The sequence below is a fragment of the Corynebacterium sp. CCM 9204 genome (assembly GCF_041357695.1).
GTDB lineage: Bacteria > Actinomycetota > Actinomycetes > Mycobacteriales > Mycobacteriaceae > Corynebacterium.
Genome location: NZ_JAUERX010000001.1, coordinates 737792 through 753678, shown reverse-complemented (window position 1 = coordinate 753678; position 15887 = coordinate 737792). Strand labels below are relative to the sequence as shown.

The following is a 15887-nucleotide window of genomic DNA, read 5'->3' as shown; positions in this document are numbered from 1 at the left end:
CTCATATCAAGGAATAACGGCCCCCGCTCCGACGAAGAGAAGCACCAGCGACGTGGCGACGAGCATCGCCGGGCCATGTGGAAGTGAGCCTTTTCGGGTGATGAAAAGGATTCCGGTGGTGAGGCCACCAGCGAGTGCAACGGCGACACACATACCAGCGAAACCTGCGGTCACCGTGGTTAGCACACCGAGCGGAAGCGCCAGTTTAATGTCTCCGCCTCCGATTCCCCCGCCGGTGGCGGTACCCAGAAAGAGGTAGACCAGGAACCAACTGACACCCGGCAGAAGTTCATTGGGTGCGATCCATCCGGTGATCAGAACAGCCGCCACAGCGGGAGGCAGAGTCAATCCGTCAGGAAGTCGCCGGTGGTGGACGTCACTCTGTCCGAGGCAAAAAGCCCAGCCACAGAGAATAAGTACCGAACAAAACATGATCATCCACCGAAATCTAGCCTCACGATGACCGATTCCTGTCCCAATCAGGTCAAATTGTGGATGAGACACCCGAGATGATCAGAATGCCACACTAACTCGCATGATGATGTCGAATATCGTCAGTGTCAATACCGCGACGTGATAACAGACGAAAGCAGCCATGATCCAACACGGCGGCCGGTTCTCATCTGCGCTATCCAGGCGACGGGCGTAGCTGACCGCATTCGCCAACAAGATGACGCTCGCGGTCGTGAGATAGCTCAGTTCAGCGAATGGCGGGAATCGTGGTCAAGTCCGGACAGGAACAGCACGGGGAAATAACCGACCGGTACCAGGACCGCGACGAGGACATGCCGGAAACAGGGATCGTCTTCCGACCATGACCGGGGCTGGCCCCGACGCCCGTCATACCCCCATTCCTTTCGCGGCCAAAGCTTGTTCCAGCGCCTCCCGCATCGCTTCCCGAGGGGCACGCACCGCAGTGAACTGCTCGAACTGGCTGAGTGCTTGCCCGAGGAGCATGATGTCACCGCCGACAACCGGAACACCGGAGTTCAGCGCAGCCACGGCGAGTGGAGTCGGCCAGGGATCATAGATCACATCGACGATCGGAGCCTGAGCCAGGCTACCTGCGAGTCCTTCTGCGGCATTCGCCGGAACAGTGGAGATGACAACCGTGGCTCCTCGTGCCGCCTTCCGCACCGCTTCGGTATCGAAGCTACACCACTGGAGATTGATTCCGAGGTCCGACGCGAGGTTCGTAAATTCAGCACTTCGATCAGACCTGTTGATCAGCGTCACTTCACGAAATCCCGCCTGACCGAGAGCCCACAGAGCCGGGCGTGCAGTGCCTCCCGCACCAACGAGGACTGCCCGGGAGCTACCCTCCACCCGGATGATCCCGAGCGCGTCCAGGGCTGCGAGCACTCCTTCACAGTCCGTGTTGTCCGCTCTCCAGCCATTACGGGTTCGAACCAGTGTATTCGCCGAGCCAATCGCGGTGGCGCGTGAGGTCGCCTCGTCCGCGAACGACAGTGCGGCGAATTTACCGGGCATCGTTACGGAGAATCCGACGTACTCGTGCCCGGCTGTTGCCACCAGACCCGGGAGGTCCTCGGCACTGCAGTCGATTCGATTGTAGGCCCAGTCATGCAGTTCCGCGGCCCGGTAGCCGGCTGTGTGGATCACTGGGGAAAGACTGTGTTCCACCGGTTGACCGAGCACTGCGACCTTGTGCCGGATGACGATGCTCATGAGAACGCCTTTCAGAAAAACTCAGAAGAAACCTGTTACACACCGACGCGCATCCATCCTGAACAGAACCTGTGGGTGCCGCCCCTCACCGGCCTATCGGTTGGAGTCCAGGACACCATTGTCGACCGACTGCTGTATGTCTCGCAGGTGCTCCTCGAAGGTATCGTTAAATACGGTTCTCCCGTCGGTGTCGACAGTGACGAAGAAGAGCCAGTTACCTTCCGCGGGGTTCTCCATCGCCTCGATGGCCTGAATCGAAGGCGCGGCAATCGGAGTCTGTGGGAGACCATCCATCGCATAGGTATTCCACGGAGTTTTGCGGGCGCGATCTTCATCGGTCGTGGCAACCTCAACCTCACTCAGGTCGTAGTTCACGGTGGAATCGAACTCCAGCCGCATCGGCGCTGCAAGTCGGTTGAGGATGACGCGGGCAACTTTGTCGAAATCACCGGCAGGTGCCTCCCTTTCCACCAGTGACGCCGCGGTGAGCAGTTCATAGGGGGAGAGATCCATCGCGGCCGCCCGCTCCACGATCCCAGTGGAGTTGTACCCTTCAGCTCCAGCACTCACGAGTTCCGTCAGGATTCCCACCGCGTCTTTAGCCGGATTGATCACATAACTACCCGGTGTGATCAACCCCTCCAGACGCTTCGGGTCACCTGCCCGGGCCCGAACCTGATCGAGTGCCCACCCGGGAACTCCAAGCTCAGCGGGATCACTGGTTGCCGCAACACGCTCGAGTTCCTTCGTGGTGACACAGTTCGGGGATCCCTCTGTACAGGTCACTGCAGATATTTTGGTGTAGATTCCGGGACGCGTGGCACCTCCGATGACACGAACATCCATCAGTGTCGCACCACCCGGGATCTCCAGCATCTCCACCTTGTTCGCGGGATCCACGAGAGCCGCGACCGCGGACTTCGCGCTCATCTCCCCCTGGAGCCGGTAGAACCCCGGCTGGACCCGGGCCGCATCCGGGTTCGCCCCGGCCGCAGCTTGGAACGCACCGTTCGATTTGACGATCCCTCTCTTCACGAGCTCCGGACCGAGTGCGGACACGGACGATCCCTCCTCGATCTGGACGAGTTGGACGATCTCATTGCCGGTGCCGGTGAAGTCCTCCGGTACATTCGAACCACTCCGGGAGCTCACTATGTAAACCATCGTCCCGATGATGACGAGGACACTGGCGATGATGATCGCCATGCCGTACTGCCTGCGGCGCACATATTTGGTCTCCATCCGACGACCATTCACGGTACGTCGGGAACGTGCTCTCGTCATTTATGAACCGTCCTCGTCATAGGTGGCTGCCAGTGCATTTATCCGGGCATCGAGCCAGGACTGGAGAATTTCTACGGCTGCAGCCTGATCGATTACGCTGCGCCCACTCTTTGTATTTCGTCCCGACATGTGCAGTGCACGGGTTGCCAGAACCGAAGTGAGGCGTTCGTCAGCCATACGAACGGGAATGGCTCTACCTTGATCATCCCATCCGGTCAACCGGCGATTAATCCGAAAAGCGAGTTCCCTAGCATGGGTCACGGACGCCGATCCGTTTCCACGGAGATCCCGGGGCAAACCCACGATCACCTCGACAACTCCGTATTCACGGATGAGTTCGAGGATTCTGTCAATATCGGATCCGTCCCGGTCACGAAGTCCGGTAACCCGGGGAATCGTCTCCACGGGAGTGGCCAAAACACTATTCGAGTCGGAGACGGCAACACCGATCCGAACCGTCCCGACGTCAATTCCTAGACGGCGCCCCCGGCCGGGATCGTTACGTCCGGGTTTGTCTGGCTGTATGGACATACTCTCGGATTCATCCTTCATGTCGGTCACTGACGCAGGCGGCACAGAGAGAAACTCCGGCGTTGTCGGTGGGGATACCGTGCATCCCCCACCACGCCACGACCGTAACAGACGGCGCATGACGACAGCAGGGAAAGGTACCACACAAATCTATAGGTTCACGTCACACCATGCACCGATTGATGCGGCGTGTCCGAAACAGTGACGCCCACCGCTGGTCCCGACACACCGCACACGGACCCCGTTCACCTACCCCGGAGTTCGGTCTCCACGGCGGTGAATCCTGCATCGATCCCGCTTGCTTCCGAGCCTGAACCCTGAGCCATATCCGGTTTGCCACCGCCACGTCCGGCGACTGGACCTCCGAACACCTTGATGAGATCGCCGGAACGGACACCACGCTCCACCGCCGCGTCCGTCGCGGCGATGAGGAACGGAACCTTCCCCCGTTGATCTGAAGTGGCGAGCACGATGACCGCCGGAGCCGTTCCGATCCGGTTCCTCAAATCGGTGGCGACGGTCCGCAGATCACCGCCCGGGGTTCCCTCGGGCAACCGTACCGTGAGTAACTTGAAGTCCCCGATCTCACGGACCTGACGCAGATATTCACCAGTGGCCGCCGCGAGCTGCTTTCGGTGCAATGCAGCGATCTCTTTTTCCGCTGCCTTAAGTTTCTCAGTCAGGTGAGCGATCCGCTGGGGTAGTTCCTCACTGGGAGACTTGAGGGAGCTGGCGATCCCCTCCACGAGAACACGTTCCCTGGCCAGGTAGCGGAATGAATCCAATCCGGAGTACGCCTCAATACGTCGTACACCGGATCCGACCGACGCCTCACCGAGCACCGAAACAGGACCAATCTGCGAAGAATGCGTTACGTGGGTTCCACCGCAGAGCTCCATCGAGAAAGGACCACCAATCTCGACGACGCGGACTACGTTTCCGTAGTTCTCACCGAACAGGGCAAGCGCTCCCATTGCTTTCGCCTCGTCCAAGGTCGTCTCGAAAGTATTGACTGCCCAGTCGCTATCAACGGCCTGGTTGGTGATGTTTTCGATCTCGGTGAGCTGTTCAGGCGTAAGTGGCCGGGCGGAATTGAAGTCAAAACGGAGGTAACCCGGCTTGTTCATCGATCCCGCCTGCACCGCGTTCGGACCGACGACCTGCCGCAGCGCCGCATGGATGAGGTGGGTTCCGGAGTGTGCCTGCCTGGCCGCGTGCCGCCAAGCGTGGTCAACTGAGGCGAGCGCCCGCTCGCCGACACAGATCTCACCGCCCTCTACGGTGGCTTTGTGGATCCAGAGTTTCTTGCCGATCTTCTGTACGTCGTTGACCCGTAGTCGGGTGTCTCCCAGGACTATTTCCCCTCGGTCCCCCAACTGTCCACCGGCTTCCGCGTACATCGGGGTGACATCAAGGATCACCTCGACATCGTCTCCCTGTTCAGCATGCGTAACGGTTTTCCCGTCCCGCAGCAGTCCAAGAACCTTGCTCTCCGCTTCGAGATTGTCGTATCCGACGAACACAGTGGGATGTTCGTCCACGAACTCCCGGTACACAGAAAGATCTGCGTGACCGTGCTTCTTCGCTCGACTGTCTGCCTTGGCCCGGTCACGCTGTTCAGCCATGAGCTTCTCGAATCCGGCACGATCCACATCAAGTCCCGCCTCGGCAGCCATCTCCATGGTGAGGTCGATCGGGAAACCGTAGGTGTCATGGAGTGCGAAGGCCTGTTCCCCTCCGAGGGTCTTCGCTCCCGAGGCACGAACCCCCTCAGCGGTCTGTTCAAACAACCGCGTTCCCGACTCCAGGGTACGGAGGAATGACTTCTCCTCGGTCACTGCGGTGTCGAGGATCCGGCCCCGGGACTCCGCGATCTCGGGGTACGACGGGGTCATCGTGTCCATGATGGTGGCGATGAAGCGTTCCATCGTCTCACCCGTGGCACCGAGCAGCCGCGCGGACCGGATGATCCGGCGCAGCAGCCGGCGCAGGATGTAGCCGCGTCCCTCATTGCCCGGGGTGACGCCGTCGAGGATCAGCATCATAGCGGTCCGGGAGTGATCGGCGATGACCCGAAACCGGATGTCATCGGGGTGCTTCTTACCGTAGGTCGCGCCGGTGAGCTGCTCGGCGACGTCGATCACGGGCCGCAGGAGGTCGGTCTCGTAGACATTCTCGACGCCCTGCAGCAGGCAGGCGACGCGTTCGATGCCGAGGCCAGTGTCGATGTTCTTCTTAGGCAGCGGGCCGAGGATCTCGAAGTTGTCCTTGCCGATGCCCTCGCCGCGCTCATTCTGCATGAAGACGAGGTTCCAGATCTCCATGTAGCGGTTGTCGTCGGCTTCCGGGCCGCCGTCAGCGCCGTACTCCGGCCCGCGGTCGTAGTAGATCTCCGAGCAGGGGCCACAGGGGCCGGGTATTCCCATGGACCAGTAGTTGTCCGCCATGCCGAGCCGCTGGATACGCTCCTTCGGCAGACCGACCTTCTTCTCCCAGATGTCCGCCGCCTCGTCGTCGTCAAGGTAGACGGTGACCCACAGGCGTTCGGGATCCATCCCGAAGCCGCCGTCCTCGACCGAACCGGTAAGCAGATTCCACGCGTGGGAGATCGCGCCTTCCTTAAAGTACTGGCCGAAGGAGAAATTGCCCGCCATCTGGAAGAAGGTGTTGTGCCGGGTGGTGATACCGACTTCCTCGATGTCCAGCGTACGGACACACTTCTGGATGGAGGTCGCGGTACCGGAGGGGAAAGGCGGATTCTGCTGCCCTAGGAAGTAGGGCTTGAACGGCACCATTCCGGCATTGACGAACAGGAGGTTGGGGTCATCCAGGATCAGCGGGGCACTGGGCACCTCGACATGTCCAGCTTTGACGAAATGCGCGATGAAGCGCTCCCGGATCTCGTGGGTCTGCACGGTTCTAGAATCCTCGCTGTCGGGTTAGGGGTTGGTCTCGGACAACCTTACCCGCTTCAGTGACCGTCTCCTGCTCCACCCCGCTCCTGCCGAAGTCTGAGCAGGACTCTGCGGCGAAGCTTCGAGACCGAACACACCCCCAGTTCAATTCCGTTCTGTGCCGCGGATGACCCTGCGCAATCTCCCGGTGACGTCTGAGAGCCGCTTTTCCGCTCCATGGCTGGTTGGCCTGTAGTACACCACATCGACGAGGGACTCGGGTAGATAACGCTGGCAAAGGACACCCCGCGGATCATCATGCGGGTAACGGTAGCCGACAGCGTTCCCGAGTTTCTTCGCCCCGGCGTAGTGCCCATCCCTGAGATGCGGCGGAACGTGTCCGGAGCGGCCTTCACGAACATCGTTCAGGGCGGCATCGATCGCGGTGATCACCGCATTCGATTTCGGCGCAGTGGCAAGATGGATCGTCGCCTGTGCGAGTGCCAGACGCCCTTCAGGTAGCCCTACGAGCGCTACAGTCTGTGCAGCGGACACAGCAATCGTCAGGGAACCGGGATCAGCCATCCCGATGTCCTCGGAGGCAAGGATCACCAGACGTCTGGCGATGAACCGTGGGTCTTCCCCCGCTTCAATCATCCGCGCGAGGTAGTGTAGCGCCGCATCAACATCCGATCCCCGCACCGATTTAATGAACGCACTGGTGACGTCATAGTGCTGGTCACCGTCACGGTCGTACCGGACGATCGCACGGTCCACGTTCTCCCGCACCGTGTCCACGGTGAGCTCGCCACCATCCGGAACCGCTTCAGCCGCAGCCTCGGTGTAGGTCAACGCACGCCGGGCATCTCCACCTGCTAAAGCCACAAGCTGACTGATGGCATCAGCCGAGGCCGTGATCCGGCCACCGATTCCACGCTCATCGATGAGGGCTCGCTCCAGGACAACTCGCACGTCATCGTCACTGAGTGGATGCAGTTGAAGAATGAGAGATCTGGAGAGCAATGGCGCAACCACAGAGAACGACGGGTTCTCCGTCGTCGCGGCGACGAGGAGAACGATCCGGTTCTCGACGGCACCGAGGAGTGCGTCCTGCTGTGTTTTGGAGAACCGGTGGACTTCATCGATGAACAACACGGTACGACGACCATTGACCAGATCACGACGGGCACGGTCAATGACGGAACGAACTTCCTTCACACCCGCATTCAGTGCGGAGAGTCCGACGAAATGTCGTTTGGTCTCCGCACTGACCAGGGAAGCAATCGTCGTCTTCCCGGTACCCGGAGGACCATAGAGAATAACCGAGGCCGCACCGGACCCCTCGACCAGCCGACGGAGCGGCTTACCGGGCCCCAGTATGTGCTTCTGCCCCACCACTTCGTCAAGCTTACGCGGACGCATTCTCGCAGCCAGAGGTGCATGCCCCCCAGGATGGAAGTACTCGGTTCCACTATCCGGACTCCCGGCACCTTCATCCTCACCGGGAAACAGGGTGGCCTGTGCCATCAGGACTGGATCTTCCTCTCTTGAATTTCGCGAATGCCCCGCTTCTTTGAACGCGCCGCCGCTTTTCACGGCGGCGTGCAGTACCTGCCACCCTTACCTACCGTTCAGTTCATCAAGACGTTCGACCACCGACGCGGCGAAACAGTGAACCTCTCCGAATCGGGGGTCGGATCCACGCTCTGCGTAATGCGCGAGGGCAGTAAAGGTCTCGTGGAGATCCTCTCTGGCTAAACCATCCCCCTCCGCGAAGTCATCGAGAACCCCCGCGAGAACATCGTAGTCGTCGTCAAGGTCGGATATCTCAGCGGTGACGACAGCTTCGATCTCAGGCCCTGGTATGGATGCCGAGCGTGCCTCAGCCCGTTCTCCCAGCTCGCTGATCACCTGGTTCATCGATCCGTAGTGGAGGTAACAGACGCTGGATATCGCCCAGCCGATCATCGCGGTCACGATGCGGGCCTGCAGTCTGACCTCGTTGGCGACGTTAGGCCAGATCTCCCGTACCTCTTCGACCCAAGATGCGATGAAAGCGTCAGTCTCCTCATCGGTTATGGGGCGTGTGAAAAGGAACTGTGGGAAGCCTGCGATAACGCACGCGATGTCAAAGGTCGCGTCCCGGAATCCCGCCCATTCGTAATCGAGGAACTGCGTGCGGTCAGCGAGAATGATGTTGTCCGGAGAAAGGTCGAAAGGAGTGAACGCTCGGTGCCGACCACTGACCAACCGTCGCTTCGCATCCGCCGCGAAATGCCGGACCACCGCCGGTATCTCAATACCTGCCGCGGACAGCAATTCCAGACCACGGTCAATCGATCCCGGCAAACCCTGGTCGCGTGCGTACTGCAGTTCTCCGGTGTCCGGATATGCCCGGAGCATCCGCTTGAGCAGGATATCGAACCCTGCCTCACGGTCGGCGGTACCGGCGTGCATACGCCCCAGTGCCCGCCCGAGATTGCGCACAAGTGAAAGACGTTCGTCGCCTTCTGTGGTGGATAGCAGATCCGCATAGGTTTCACCGTCTCCGGAGTCCGTGATGACAAGGATCCTCCTGTCAATGTCATAGGCAAGAAGGACCGGGCCAGGCCGGACATCGGCGGGCAACGACGTGGTGAACTGATAGGACACGACCTCCCGGATCAGTGCTGCATCATCAATGCGGTCTCCAGTGGGTGGGGTGTATTTCAGGACGACTGACCGCTGCTGCAGAAACGGAGATACCGCGACGCGGGCCCGTAGCACCACAGCGGTACCGGACCCACCGAGGGATGTGACATCCCCGAGTTTCTGGGTGCCGCCGAAACGCTCGGACAGCAGTTCCTGGGCCACCTCGACGATCTCTTCGGTCGCGAGCATGGAACACTCCTTCATGGGTCGTATGCCGGGAATCCGACGTGAAAAGGGCACTCGGGACGGTCACGTAAGTGATCATCACTCAGCCCTCGACACTCCCCCCACTGTATCCCTAGTGAAGAAAATGCGTCATTCCCCCCACGGAGACTGGCACGATGTGCCTTCCACAGTAATTCGCCAGGAAGTGGAATAAATGTGGTGTCGACAGGGAAAAGAAAGCGGAGGACATCGAAGCCCGGATGTTTTCCAAAGGCATATCGGGGGTAGCAAACCTCCCCCAATATCGGCAACCGTGGATTACACAGATGCCCGGCACTGGGTGATTACGGCACCCGAAGTTATCCGAGTGCCGTAATCCTTCACGTCAGTTCCGCTCAGCCTGTACTGGCTTCTTCGGTTTCGCGTCAATCCCCGATTCCCTACGCTGTTCCGGGGTGATCGGAGCCGGAGCATCCGTCAGTGGATCGACTCCGCCGCCAGACTTCGGAAACGCGATGACATCACGGATTGACTCGAACCCACCGAGAAGGCTCATAATCCGGTCCCATCCGAAAGCGATACCACCGTGCGGCGGTGCCCCAAAGGCAAAGGCGTCGAGAAGGAATCCGAACTTCTCCTGGGCCTCTTCATCAGTGATGCCCATGACCTTGAACACCCTCTCCTGAACATCTCGCCGGTGGATACGGATCGATCCACCACCGATCTCGTTGCCGTTGCACACGATGTCGTAGGCGTAAGAGAGCGCGGAACCGGGATCTTCGTCAAAGGTGTCGAGAAACTCGGGCTTCGGAGAGGTGAACGCGTGGTGGACGGCAGTCCACTTCGAATGCCCCAGCGCAACGTCACCGGAAGCGGTGGCATCCGCAGAAGGCTCAAACATGGGTGCGTCAACGACCCAGGTAAAGGCCCAGTCACCTTCTTTGATGAGGCTAAGCTTCCGGGCGATCTCACCGCGTGCCGCACCGAGAAGTGCCCGGGAAGATTTTGTGTCGCCGGCGGCGAAGAAGATGCAATCCCCCGGTTTCGCTCCGACGTAGTCTGCAATACCCGCGCGTTCCTGGTCCGTGATGTTCTTGGCCACTGGTCCCGCAAGTTCTCCGTCTTGACCGACGAGGATGTACGCCAACCCTTTGGCTCCACGCTGACGGGCCCAGTCCTGCCACGCATCAAGCTGGCGGCGCGGCTGGCTGGCTCCGCCAGCCATCACGACCGCACCGACGTACTCGTTCTTGAACACCCGGAAGGTGGTCTCGGAGAAGAAATCTGTACATTCGGTGATCTCGATAGCGAAGCGAAGGTCAGGTTTGTCTGAACCATAACGACGCATAGCGTCCGCGTACGTCATACGCGGAATCGGGGTGCTGATCTCATAACCGATCAACTTCCACAGCTCCACCAGGACTTGCTCTGCGAGCTCGATCACATCATTCTCGTCGACAAAGCTCATTTCTACATCGAGCTGCGTGAATTCGGGCTGCCGGTCCGCACGGAAATCCTCGTCCCGGTAACACCGGGCTATCTGGTAGTAACGCTCGAGTCCCGCAACCATCAGGAGCTGTTTGAACAACTGCGGAGACTGTGGCAGGGCATAGAAGGTCCCGGGCTTCAGGCGAGCCGGAACCAGAAAATCACGGGCCCCTTCCGGAGTTGCCCTCGTCAGGGTGGGCGTCTCAACCTCGGTGAATGCATTGGCATCGAGAACCCGCCGTGCGGCCTGGTTCGCCTTGGCACGCAACCGCATGGCCTTCGCTTGACTCGGACGGCGGAGATCCAGGTAGCGGTAACGGAGTCGAGCTTCCTCGCCGACCTCACCGGATGTGGCGGAATCCTCAATCTGGAACGGGAGCGGTGCAGATTCGTTGAGGATATCCAATCCGGTCACGTTGACCTCGATGTCGCCTGACGCCAGATTGGGGTTCTCTGACCCCTCCGGACGAGCCTCCACAACACCAGTAACCCTGATACAGAACTCACTGCGCAGATGGTGGGCTTTTTCCGCGACGTCGGAGTCCCGGAAGACCACCTGAGCGACACCGGAACGATCCCGCAGGTCGATGAATATCACGCCCCCATGATCACGGCGGCGCGCAACCCATCCGGTCAGCGTCACCGTCTGTCCCGCTGATTCCTTCCGCAGGTCGCCCGCAAGATGAGTGCGCAACACGTGTCTGGTGTCCTTCCACTAGTCAAAGATGAAACTTGATCGACCTGCGAGTCTACCCTCCGATACCTCAGCCCGGTCCTTCCGGGCTGAAAAGCCCTGCTACCGGCACCCGGTCAGCGGTACCGGTAGATCAATTCAGCGAGTTCAGCCGCGTTGGATTCCTGGACTTCTGTGGCATGATCATCGCATGACCTTTCGTGATGATGTCGACCTGAACGCCTCCCGCGCCCGACGGTCCGGTGGCGGGATGAGACTCGCTGCAGGCGGCGGTATCGGCACCGTTCTGGTGGCCATCGCATTCGTGCTCCTCGGAGGCGACCCCGGAGAGTTGAGTGAGGTTCTGAATCAGCAGCAGACGCAGGTCTCTCCCGGTAGCGGCGGAAAGACCGGAACACTCGATCACTGCAGGACAGGGGCGGACGCCAACCGTCACGCGGACTGCCGGGTATCGGCCACAGCACAATCCCTGGATCTCGTCTGGGAGAAGGAACTCCCGGTTCAGGCCGGTATCGATTACTCCCCACCTGATCTGGTTATCTTCGAGAACTCAACCAGATCCGGGTGCGGGGTCGCATCCGCAGCCACCGGACCGTTCTACTGTCCCATCGATCAAACGGCTTATTTCGATGTCAGCTTCTTCGAACAAGTCGTCGATCTCGGTGGAGAGAATGCTCCCCTTGCTCAGGAGTACATCGTCGCTCACGAGTTCGGACATCATCTACAGAACCTCGAGGGAACTCTGGGACTCAGTGACTACAAGAATCCCGGTGCGGATTCCAACGCCGTGAAGATCGAGCTTCAGGCTGACTGTTATGCAGGGGTCTGGGCACATTACGCCGATGATGGCGCAGACGCGCTGCTCCAACCCATCACAGATGCTCAGGTCCGGGATGCCGTCGCCACAGCCCGTGCAGTGGGTGACGACAACATCCAGCGCCGCACCCAGGGTGAGGTGCGTCCCGACGCTTTCACCCACGGATCCTCCGAACAACGTGAACAGGCATTCCTCGCCGGATACCGCTCCGGATCGATGAGCTCCTGCGATACCCTCGACCGTGGCGGCTACAGGATGTGACGGCACAGCATGCACCACTCCGGACTATTGACCGTAGAGGTTGCCCTACCTAGAGTGTTCAACGGCCAGCTCACCCGACAGACAGGTTGCATCACGCAATGAGCACCACCTCACGCATACCCGTTTCCGCACGGTTGGGTTTCCTCGACAGATGGCTTCCGGCGTGGATAGTCGCGGCCATGGCCCTCGGTATTCTCCTCGGACGGTTCATTCCGGCCTTCGGCAGGCTCCTTGATTCATGGTCGATCGGCGGGATATCGGTGCCCATAGGAATTGGGTTGCTGGTCATGATGTATCCGCCACTCGCAAAAGTCCGCTACGACAAGACGGCGGAAATCGCCGCCGACCGGCGGCTTATGACTCTCACTGTCGCCCTCAACTGGCTTCTCGGTCCGGCGCTGATGTTCGTCCTCGCATGGACGCTGCTTCCCGACTTTCCCGAATACCGGACAGGTCTGGTCATCATTGGGTTGGCGCGGTGCATCGCGATGGTGCTCATCTGGAATGATCTCGCCTGCGGAGACCGGGAGGCCGCGGCTGTCCTCGTTGCCATTAATTCGGTGTTCCAGGTGATCATGTTCTCCGCTCTGGGCTGGTTCTACCTCCAGATTCTTCCGTCATGGCTCGGCTTGGAGACCACAACCGCGGGCTTCTCCTTCACGGCAATTCTCATCTCGGTGCTCGTGTTCCTTGGAGTACCGTTGCTCGCGGGTTTTCTCTCCCGGGTAATCGGTGAGCAGGCACGGTCTAGGGAATGGTATGAGGCCCGATTCCTGCCCGTGATCTCTCCACTGGCATTGGGGGGCCTCCTCTACACAATCGTTGTCCTGTTCAGTCTGCAGGGTAAACAGCTCACCGCCGATCCCTGGGCAGTCATCCGCATCGCCATTCCCCTCACACTCTATTTCCTCATCATGTTCGCTCTCGCGATCAGCCTTTCCCGCGCCTGTGGTTTCGGCTACGCCACCTCTACGACGATTGCATTCACCGCCGCAGGCAACAACTTCGAGTTGGCGATCGCGGTCGCCATCGGAACATTCGGTGCGATGTCGGGACAGGCCCTCGCAGGTACCATCGGTCCACTCATCGAGGTACCGGTTCTCCTGGCACTGGTGTACCTCATCATGTGGTGGGGTCCGCATTTTTTCCCTGAGGACCCGACACTGCCCTCAACCGCATCCACGACCCAATAATTCCAGTCCCGCTGAAGAAGAACGGGGTAGATCCACGATGCCACCAGCATGCCCGGTTGTTGTGTTCATCTGCACGAGGAACGCAGGAAAATCCCAGATGGCTGAAGCCATCACACGGAAATACGCCGGTACCGACGTTGAAGTTCATTCCGCGGGAACCGCCCCGAAGGGATCCGTGAACCAGCTTTCAATCGTCGCAGTCGCTGAAATCGGCGCGTCAATGGACGATGCGGTGTCCTCGGAGATCGACACCAATCTCCTCCGCAGAGCCGACCGGGTCATCGTGTTGGGGGCCGAAGCTGTGCTTGATCCGATATCCGGAATGGTCGTGACCCCTGAGATCTGGATCACCGATGAGCCCTCTCTCCGCGGGATCGACGGCATTGAACGTATGCGATCATCCGTGACGACATCGAGAGGCGGGTGCGTTCGCTCCTGACGGAACTCGGCGTGTCCAGGAAATCCTAGCTCGGTGAAACTTGTGGTGCCACGAGATTTTTCCGTATGTTCCCATAAGTCCGCGGTGTCACAGCTCAGAGGAACCTCCACGAACACTATGTCGTTGCCTTCAGCCAACCCGAGTCGGCACACCGTTCATCGGCGATAAATCCACGCGCGAGCTCTGGTTCGGAGACGTCGATCGCGTCAGACATCCGCGCAGGGTCGACTGTCCCGGCGAAGGAATCGAAGATTGACGATTTCCTGCCAGTATCCTCCGACAGCCACTCATCGACTGTTTCAGCTCCTATCAGTCGATGCACGTGAACGCGCTACGGGCTGCCCCATCCTGTAGGCACGGGCTATCGCCTGGTCCTCCTTATGTCGGTTTCACCTGGGGTTCAGCGAGGACAACCACGGAGCCAGCCTGAATATTGAGTCCCTGTCCACCCGCCTGAATCTGTGCGAAGAGGAGACTTTCGACGGGCGCGATTCCTAACGCATCGACATATGGACGGTCAGTATCGCGGTGACACCGGGCCGCCGATGACTGAATCACCGGATTCATCTGCGATCAACTCAAACACGTCCAGAAAAAAGCTGAACACCAGAACCAGTTCTCCCGAATCATAGGCATCAGCCACGACTTCTTCGAACCAGCTCAACTCCGCGGGTCTGACTCCAGGAGTAAGCCACGCCGCACGGCTAATCCCCACCCACGATCCTTCTACGACACTTCAACGGCAAAAGGTCTCATCCGCACCTATTACTTCCACCCGGCTCAGGCTCATCAACCCGGTTCGGAAGCTGATCCAGCACCTGATCGGCGTTGCGTTGAAGATACGCATCGGCGACGAGATCCGGAGATCATCCGCCTCCATGTCTGCCATTCCTGGTGCGGCCAGATCCGGTCTGACGATCCGGACAAGGTTTATGAATTCCTCGACCTTGTTCTAGAGTGGAGTTCCCCCAGTAGCATCACGGTCTCTGCAGATGCGGCGAGTGCAGATCACACAATCGTTCTCTTCGCCCTGGGATTTTTATCATGCGCGCCTCATCGATGACCAGTACATCCGGGTTCCCGAGATCGAGCGCCCCGACACCGTCGTAGGTGCAGATGAGAACCCTCCTCTGTCCCGCCACAACCCAGTGGCGGAGAGCTTGTCCGGACCGTGTGCAACGAACACCTCCAGAGCGCAGAATGATCAGAGTTCGCTCAACCAGTTCACGATAACCGAAGCCGCGGAGACGACAACGCTACGTCAAGGTTCCGCTCGGGGTTGATGTCTCTCCGCGGCGAGATACACGAGGACAGCAATAGCCTGGACCGTTTTCCCAGCCCCCTGTCGTCTCCCAGAATGATCCGACGTTGTACCACCGCGAATCTGGCACCATGGGACTGTCGCCCACGAAGGTGTAGTTGACGGAGGAAAGCCGGTTGACCCGGATTTTCCGGATCCATCCAACGAGGTCGTCGGCCAGAAGCGGATCCGTCTCTCTCGTTCCGGCCTCGATCCGGAGGAGGCCGACGAGAAATGCCTGATAATACCTGTCGTCGGTGAAAGGTAGTCCTCCCACGCTTCATCGCCAGAATCGATGATTGAATGAGGAAACGGCAGAGAGGCCGCGGCGGCCCACTCAAGACCAGTCCGAAGGATGTCCAGCGAGGGTTCACCGGTGCCGTCACCGTGGGTCGCCACATCATATTCATCAGGAACGGGCCCGGGCGGTAACGCGCGGAA

General features: G+C 59.7%; 14 protein-coding genes. 3 read left to right on the top strand and 11 right to left on the bottom strand.

Annotation, left to right across the window (positions count from 1 at the left end):
* Nucleotides 1–6: 6 nt before the first annotated feature.
* From QWU43_RS03340 to aspS, 8 genes are all read right to left on the bottom strand, one after another.
* Entirely contained in the window at nucleotides 7–438 is a 432-nt protein-coding gene (locus tag QWU43_RS03340; protein WP_370914092.1) for a prepilin peptidase, read from the bottom strand.
* A gap of 402 nt (nucleotides 439–840) precedes the next feature.
* A complete protein-coding gene (locus QWU43_RS03335; RefSeq protein ID WP_370917108.1) occupies nucleotides 841–1689 on the bottom strand; it encodes a shikimate dehydrogenase in 849 nt (282 codons plus the stop codon).
* Between the two features lie 93 nt (nucleotides 1690–1782).
* On the bottom strand, nucleotides 1783–2973 hold the full coding sequence (gene mltG, locus QWU43_RS03330) for an endolytic transglycosylase MltG (protein ID WP_370917107.1): 1191 nt from the start codon (nucleotides 2971–2973) through the stop codon (nucleotides 1783–1785).
* A complete protein-coding gene (gene ruvX / locus QWU43_RS03325) occupies nucleotides 2974–3504 on the bottom strand; it encodes a Holliday junction resolvase RuvX (RefSeq protein WP_370917106.1) in 531 nt (176 codons plus the stop codon).
* Nucleotides 3505–3749: 245 nt separating this feature from the next.
* A complete protein-coding gene (gene alaS / locus QWU43_RS03320; protein ID WP_370917105.1) occupies nucleotides 3750–6419 on the bottom strand; it encodes an alanine--tRNA ligase in 2670 nt (889 codons plus the stop codon).
* Nucleotides 6420–6563: 144 nt separating this feature from the next.
* Nucleotides 6564–7925 carry a replication-associated recombination protein A gene (locus QWU43_RS03315; protein WP_370914087.1) on the bottom strand — a complete coding sequence of 454 codons (1362 nt, stop codon included), beginning with the start codon at nucleotides 7923–7925 and terminating at the stop codon, nucleotides 6564–6566.
* 93 nt (nucleotides 7926–8018) lie between these two features.
* The gene (locus tag QWU43_RS03310; protein WP_370917104.1) at nucleotides 8019–9278 is read right to left on the bottom strand and encodes a phosphotransferase family protein; all 1260 of its coding nucleotides are present in this window, start codon (nucleotides 9276–9278) and stop codon (nucleotides 8019–8021) included.
* Nucleotides 9279–9639: 361 nt separating this feature from the next.
* Nucleotides 9640–11439: an aspartate--tRNA ligase gene (gene aspS / locus QWU43_RS03305; RefSeq protein ID WP_370917103.1), complete on the bottom strand. Its 1800-nt coding sequence runs from the start codon at nucleotides 11437–11439 to the stop codon at nucleotides 9640–9642.
* Between the two features lie 187 nt (nucleotides 11440–11626).
* On the opposite strand from aspS, the gene QWU43_RS03300 reads away from it, so the two are divergent.
* The 3 genes from QWU43_RS03300 to QWU43_RS03290 all read left to right on the top strand — a co-directional run bounded on the left by QWU43_RS03300 (nucleotide 11627) and on the right by QWU43_RS03290 (nucleotide 14146).
* A complete protein-coding gene (locus QWU43_RS03300) occupies nucleotides 11627–12514 on the top strand; it encodes a neutral zinc metallopeptidase (RefSeq protein WP_370914084.1) in 888 nt (295 codons plus the stop codon).
* A 98-nt stretch (nucleotides 12515–12612) separates the two neighbouring features.
* Nucleotides 12613–13707 carry an ACR3 family arsenite efflux transporter gene (gene arsB, locus QWU43_RS03295; protein WP_370914083.1) on the top strand — a complete coding sequence of 365 codons (1095 nt, stop codon included), beginning with the start codon at nucleotides 12613–12615 and terminating at the stop codon, nucleotides 13705–13707.
* 97 nt (nucleotides 13708–13804) lie between these two features.
* Nucleotides 13805–14146 (top strand): low molecular weight phosphatase family protein, encoded by a 342-nt coding sequence (locus tag QWU43_RS03290; protein WP_370917102.1) that lies wholly within the window; start codon nucleotides 13805–13807, stop codon nucleotides 14144–14146.
* 115 nt (nucleotides 14147–14261) lie between these two features.
* Here the strand turns inward: QWU43_RS03290 and QWU43_RS03285 are convergent, their stop codons facing one another.
* The 3 genes from QWU43_RS03285 to QWU43_RS03275 all read right to left on the bottom strand — a co-directional run bounded on the left by QWU43_RS03285 (nucleotide 14262) and on the right by QWU43_RS03275 (nucleotide 15723).
* Nucleotides 14262–14468, bottom strand: coding sequence for a hypothetical protein (locus tag QWU43_RS03285; RefSeq protein ID WP_370914081.1), 207 nt, complete (start codon nucleotides 14466–14468; stop codon nucleotides 14262–14264).
* A 195-nt stretch (nucleotides 14469–14663) separates the two neighbouring features.
* The gene (locus tag QWU43_RS03280) at nucleotides 14664–14861 is read right to left on the bottom strand and encodes a hypothetical protein (protein WP_370917101.1); all 198 of its coding nucleotides are present in this window, start codon (nucleotides 14859–14861) and stop codon (nucleotides 14664–14666) included.
* 541 nt (nucleotides 14862–15402) lie between these two features.
* Nucleotides 15403–15723, bottom strand: a complete 321-nt coding sequence (locus QWU43_RS03275; RefSeq protein WP_370917100.1) for a hypothetical protein — start codon at nucleotides 15721–15723, stop codon at nucleotides 15403–15405.
* Between the last annotated feature and the right edge of the window lie 164 nt (nucleotides 15724–15887).

What these genes read in the sequence shown, in the direction of transcription:
- QWU43_RS03310 (WP_370917104.1), bottom strand. Translation starts at nt 9,278, where the DNA reads ATGCTCGCGACCGAAGAGATCGTCGAGGTGGCCCAGGAACTGCTGTCC.
- QWU43_RS03315 (WP_370914087.1), bottom strand. Translation starts at nt 7,925, where the DNA reads ATGGCACAGGCCACCCTGTTTCCCGGTGAGGATGAAGGTGCCGGGAGT.
- QWU43_RS03340 (WP_370914092.1), bottom strand. Translation starts at nt 438, where the DNA reads ATGATCATGTTTTGTTCGGTACTTATTCTCTGTGGCTGGGCTTTTTGC.
- mltG (WP_370917107.1), bottom strand. Translation starts at nt 2,973, where the DNA reads ATGACGAGAGCACGTTCCCGACGTACCGTGAATGGTCGTCGGATGGAG.
- arsB (WP_370914083.1), top strand. Translation starts at nt 12,613, where the DNA reads ATGAGCACCACCTCACGCATACCCGTTTCCGCACGGTTGGGTTTCCTC.
- QWU43_RS03335 (WP_370917108.1), bottom strand. Translation starts at nt 1,689, where the DNA reads ATGAGCATCGTCATCCGGCACAAGGTCGCAGTGCTCGGTCAACCGGTG.
- QWU43_RS03290 (WP_370917102.1), top strand. Translation starts at nt 13,805, where the DNA reads ATGGCTGAAGCCATCACACGGAAATACGCCGGTACCGACGTTGAAGTT.
- QWU43_RS03300 (WP_370914084.1), top strand. Translation starts at nt 11,627, where the DNA reads ATGACCTTTCGTGATGATGTCGACCTGAACGCCTCCCGCGCCCGACGG.
- ruvX (WP_370917106.1), bottom strand. Translation starts at nt 3,504, where the DNA reads ATGTCCATACAGCCAGACAAACCCGGACGTAACGATCCCGGCCGGGGG.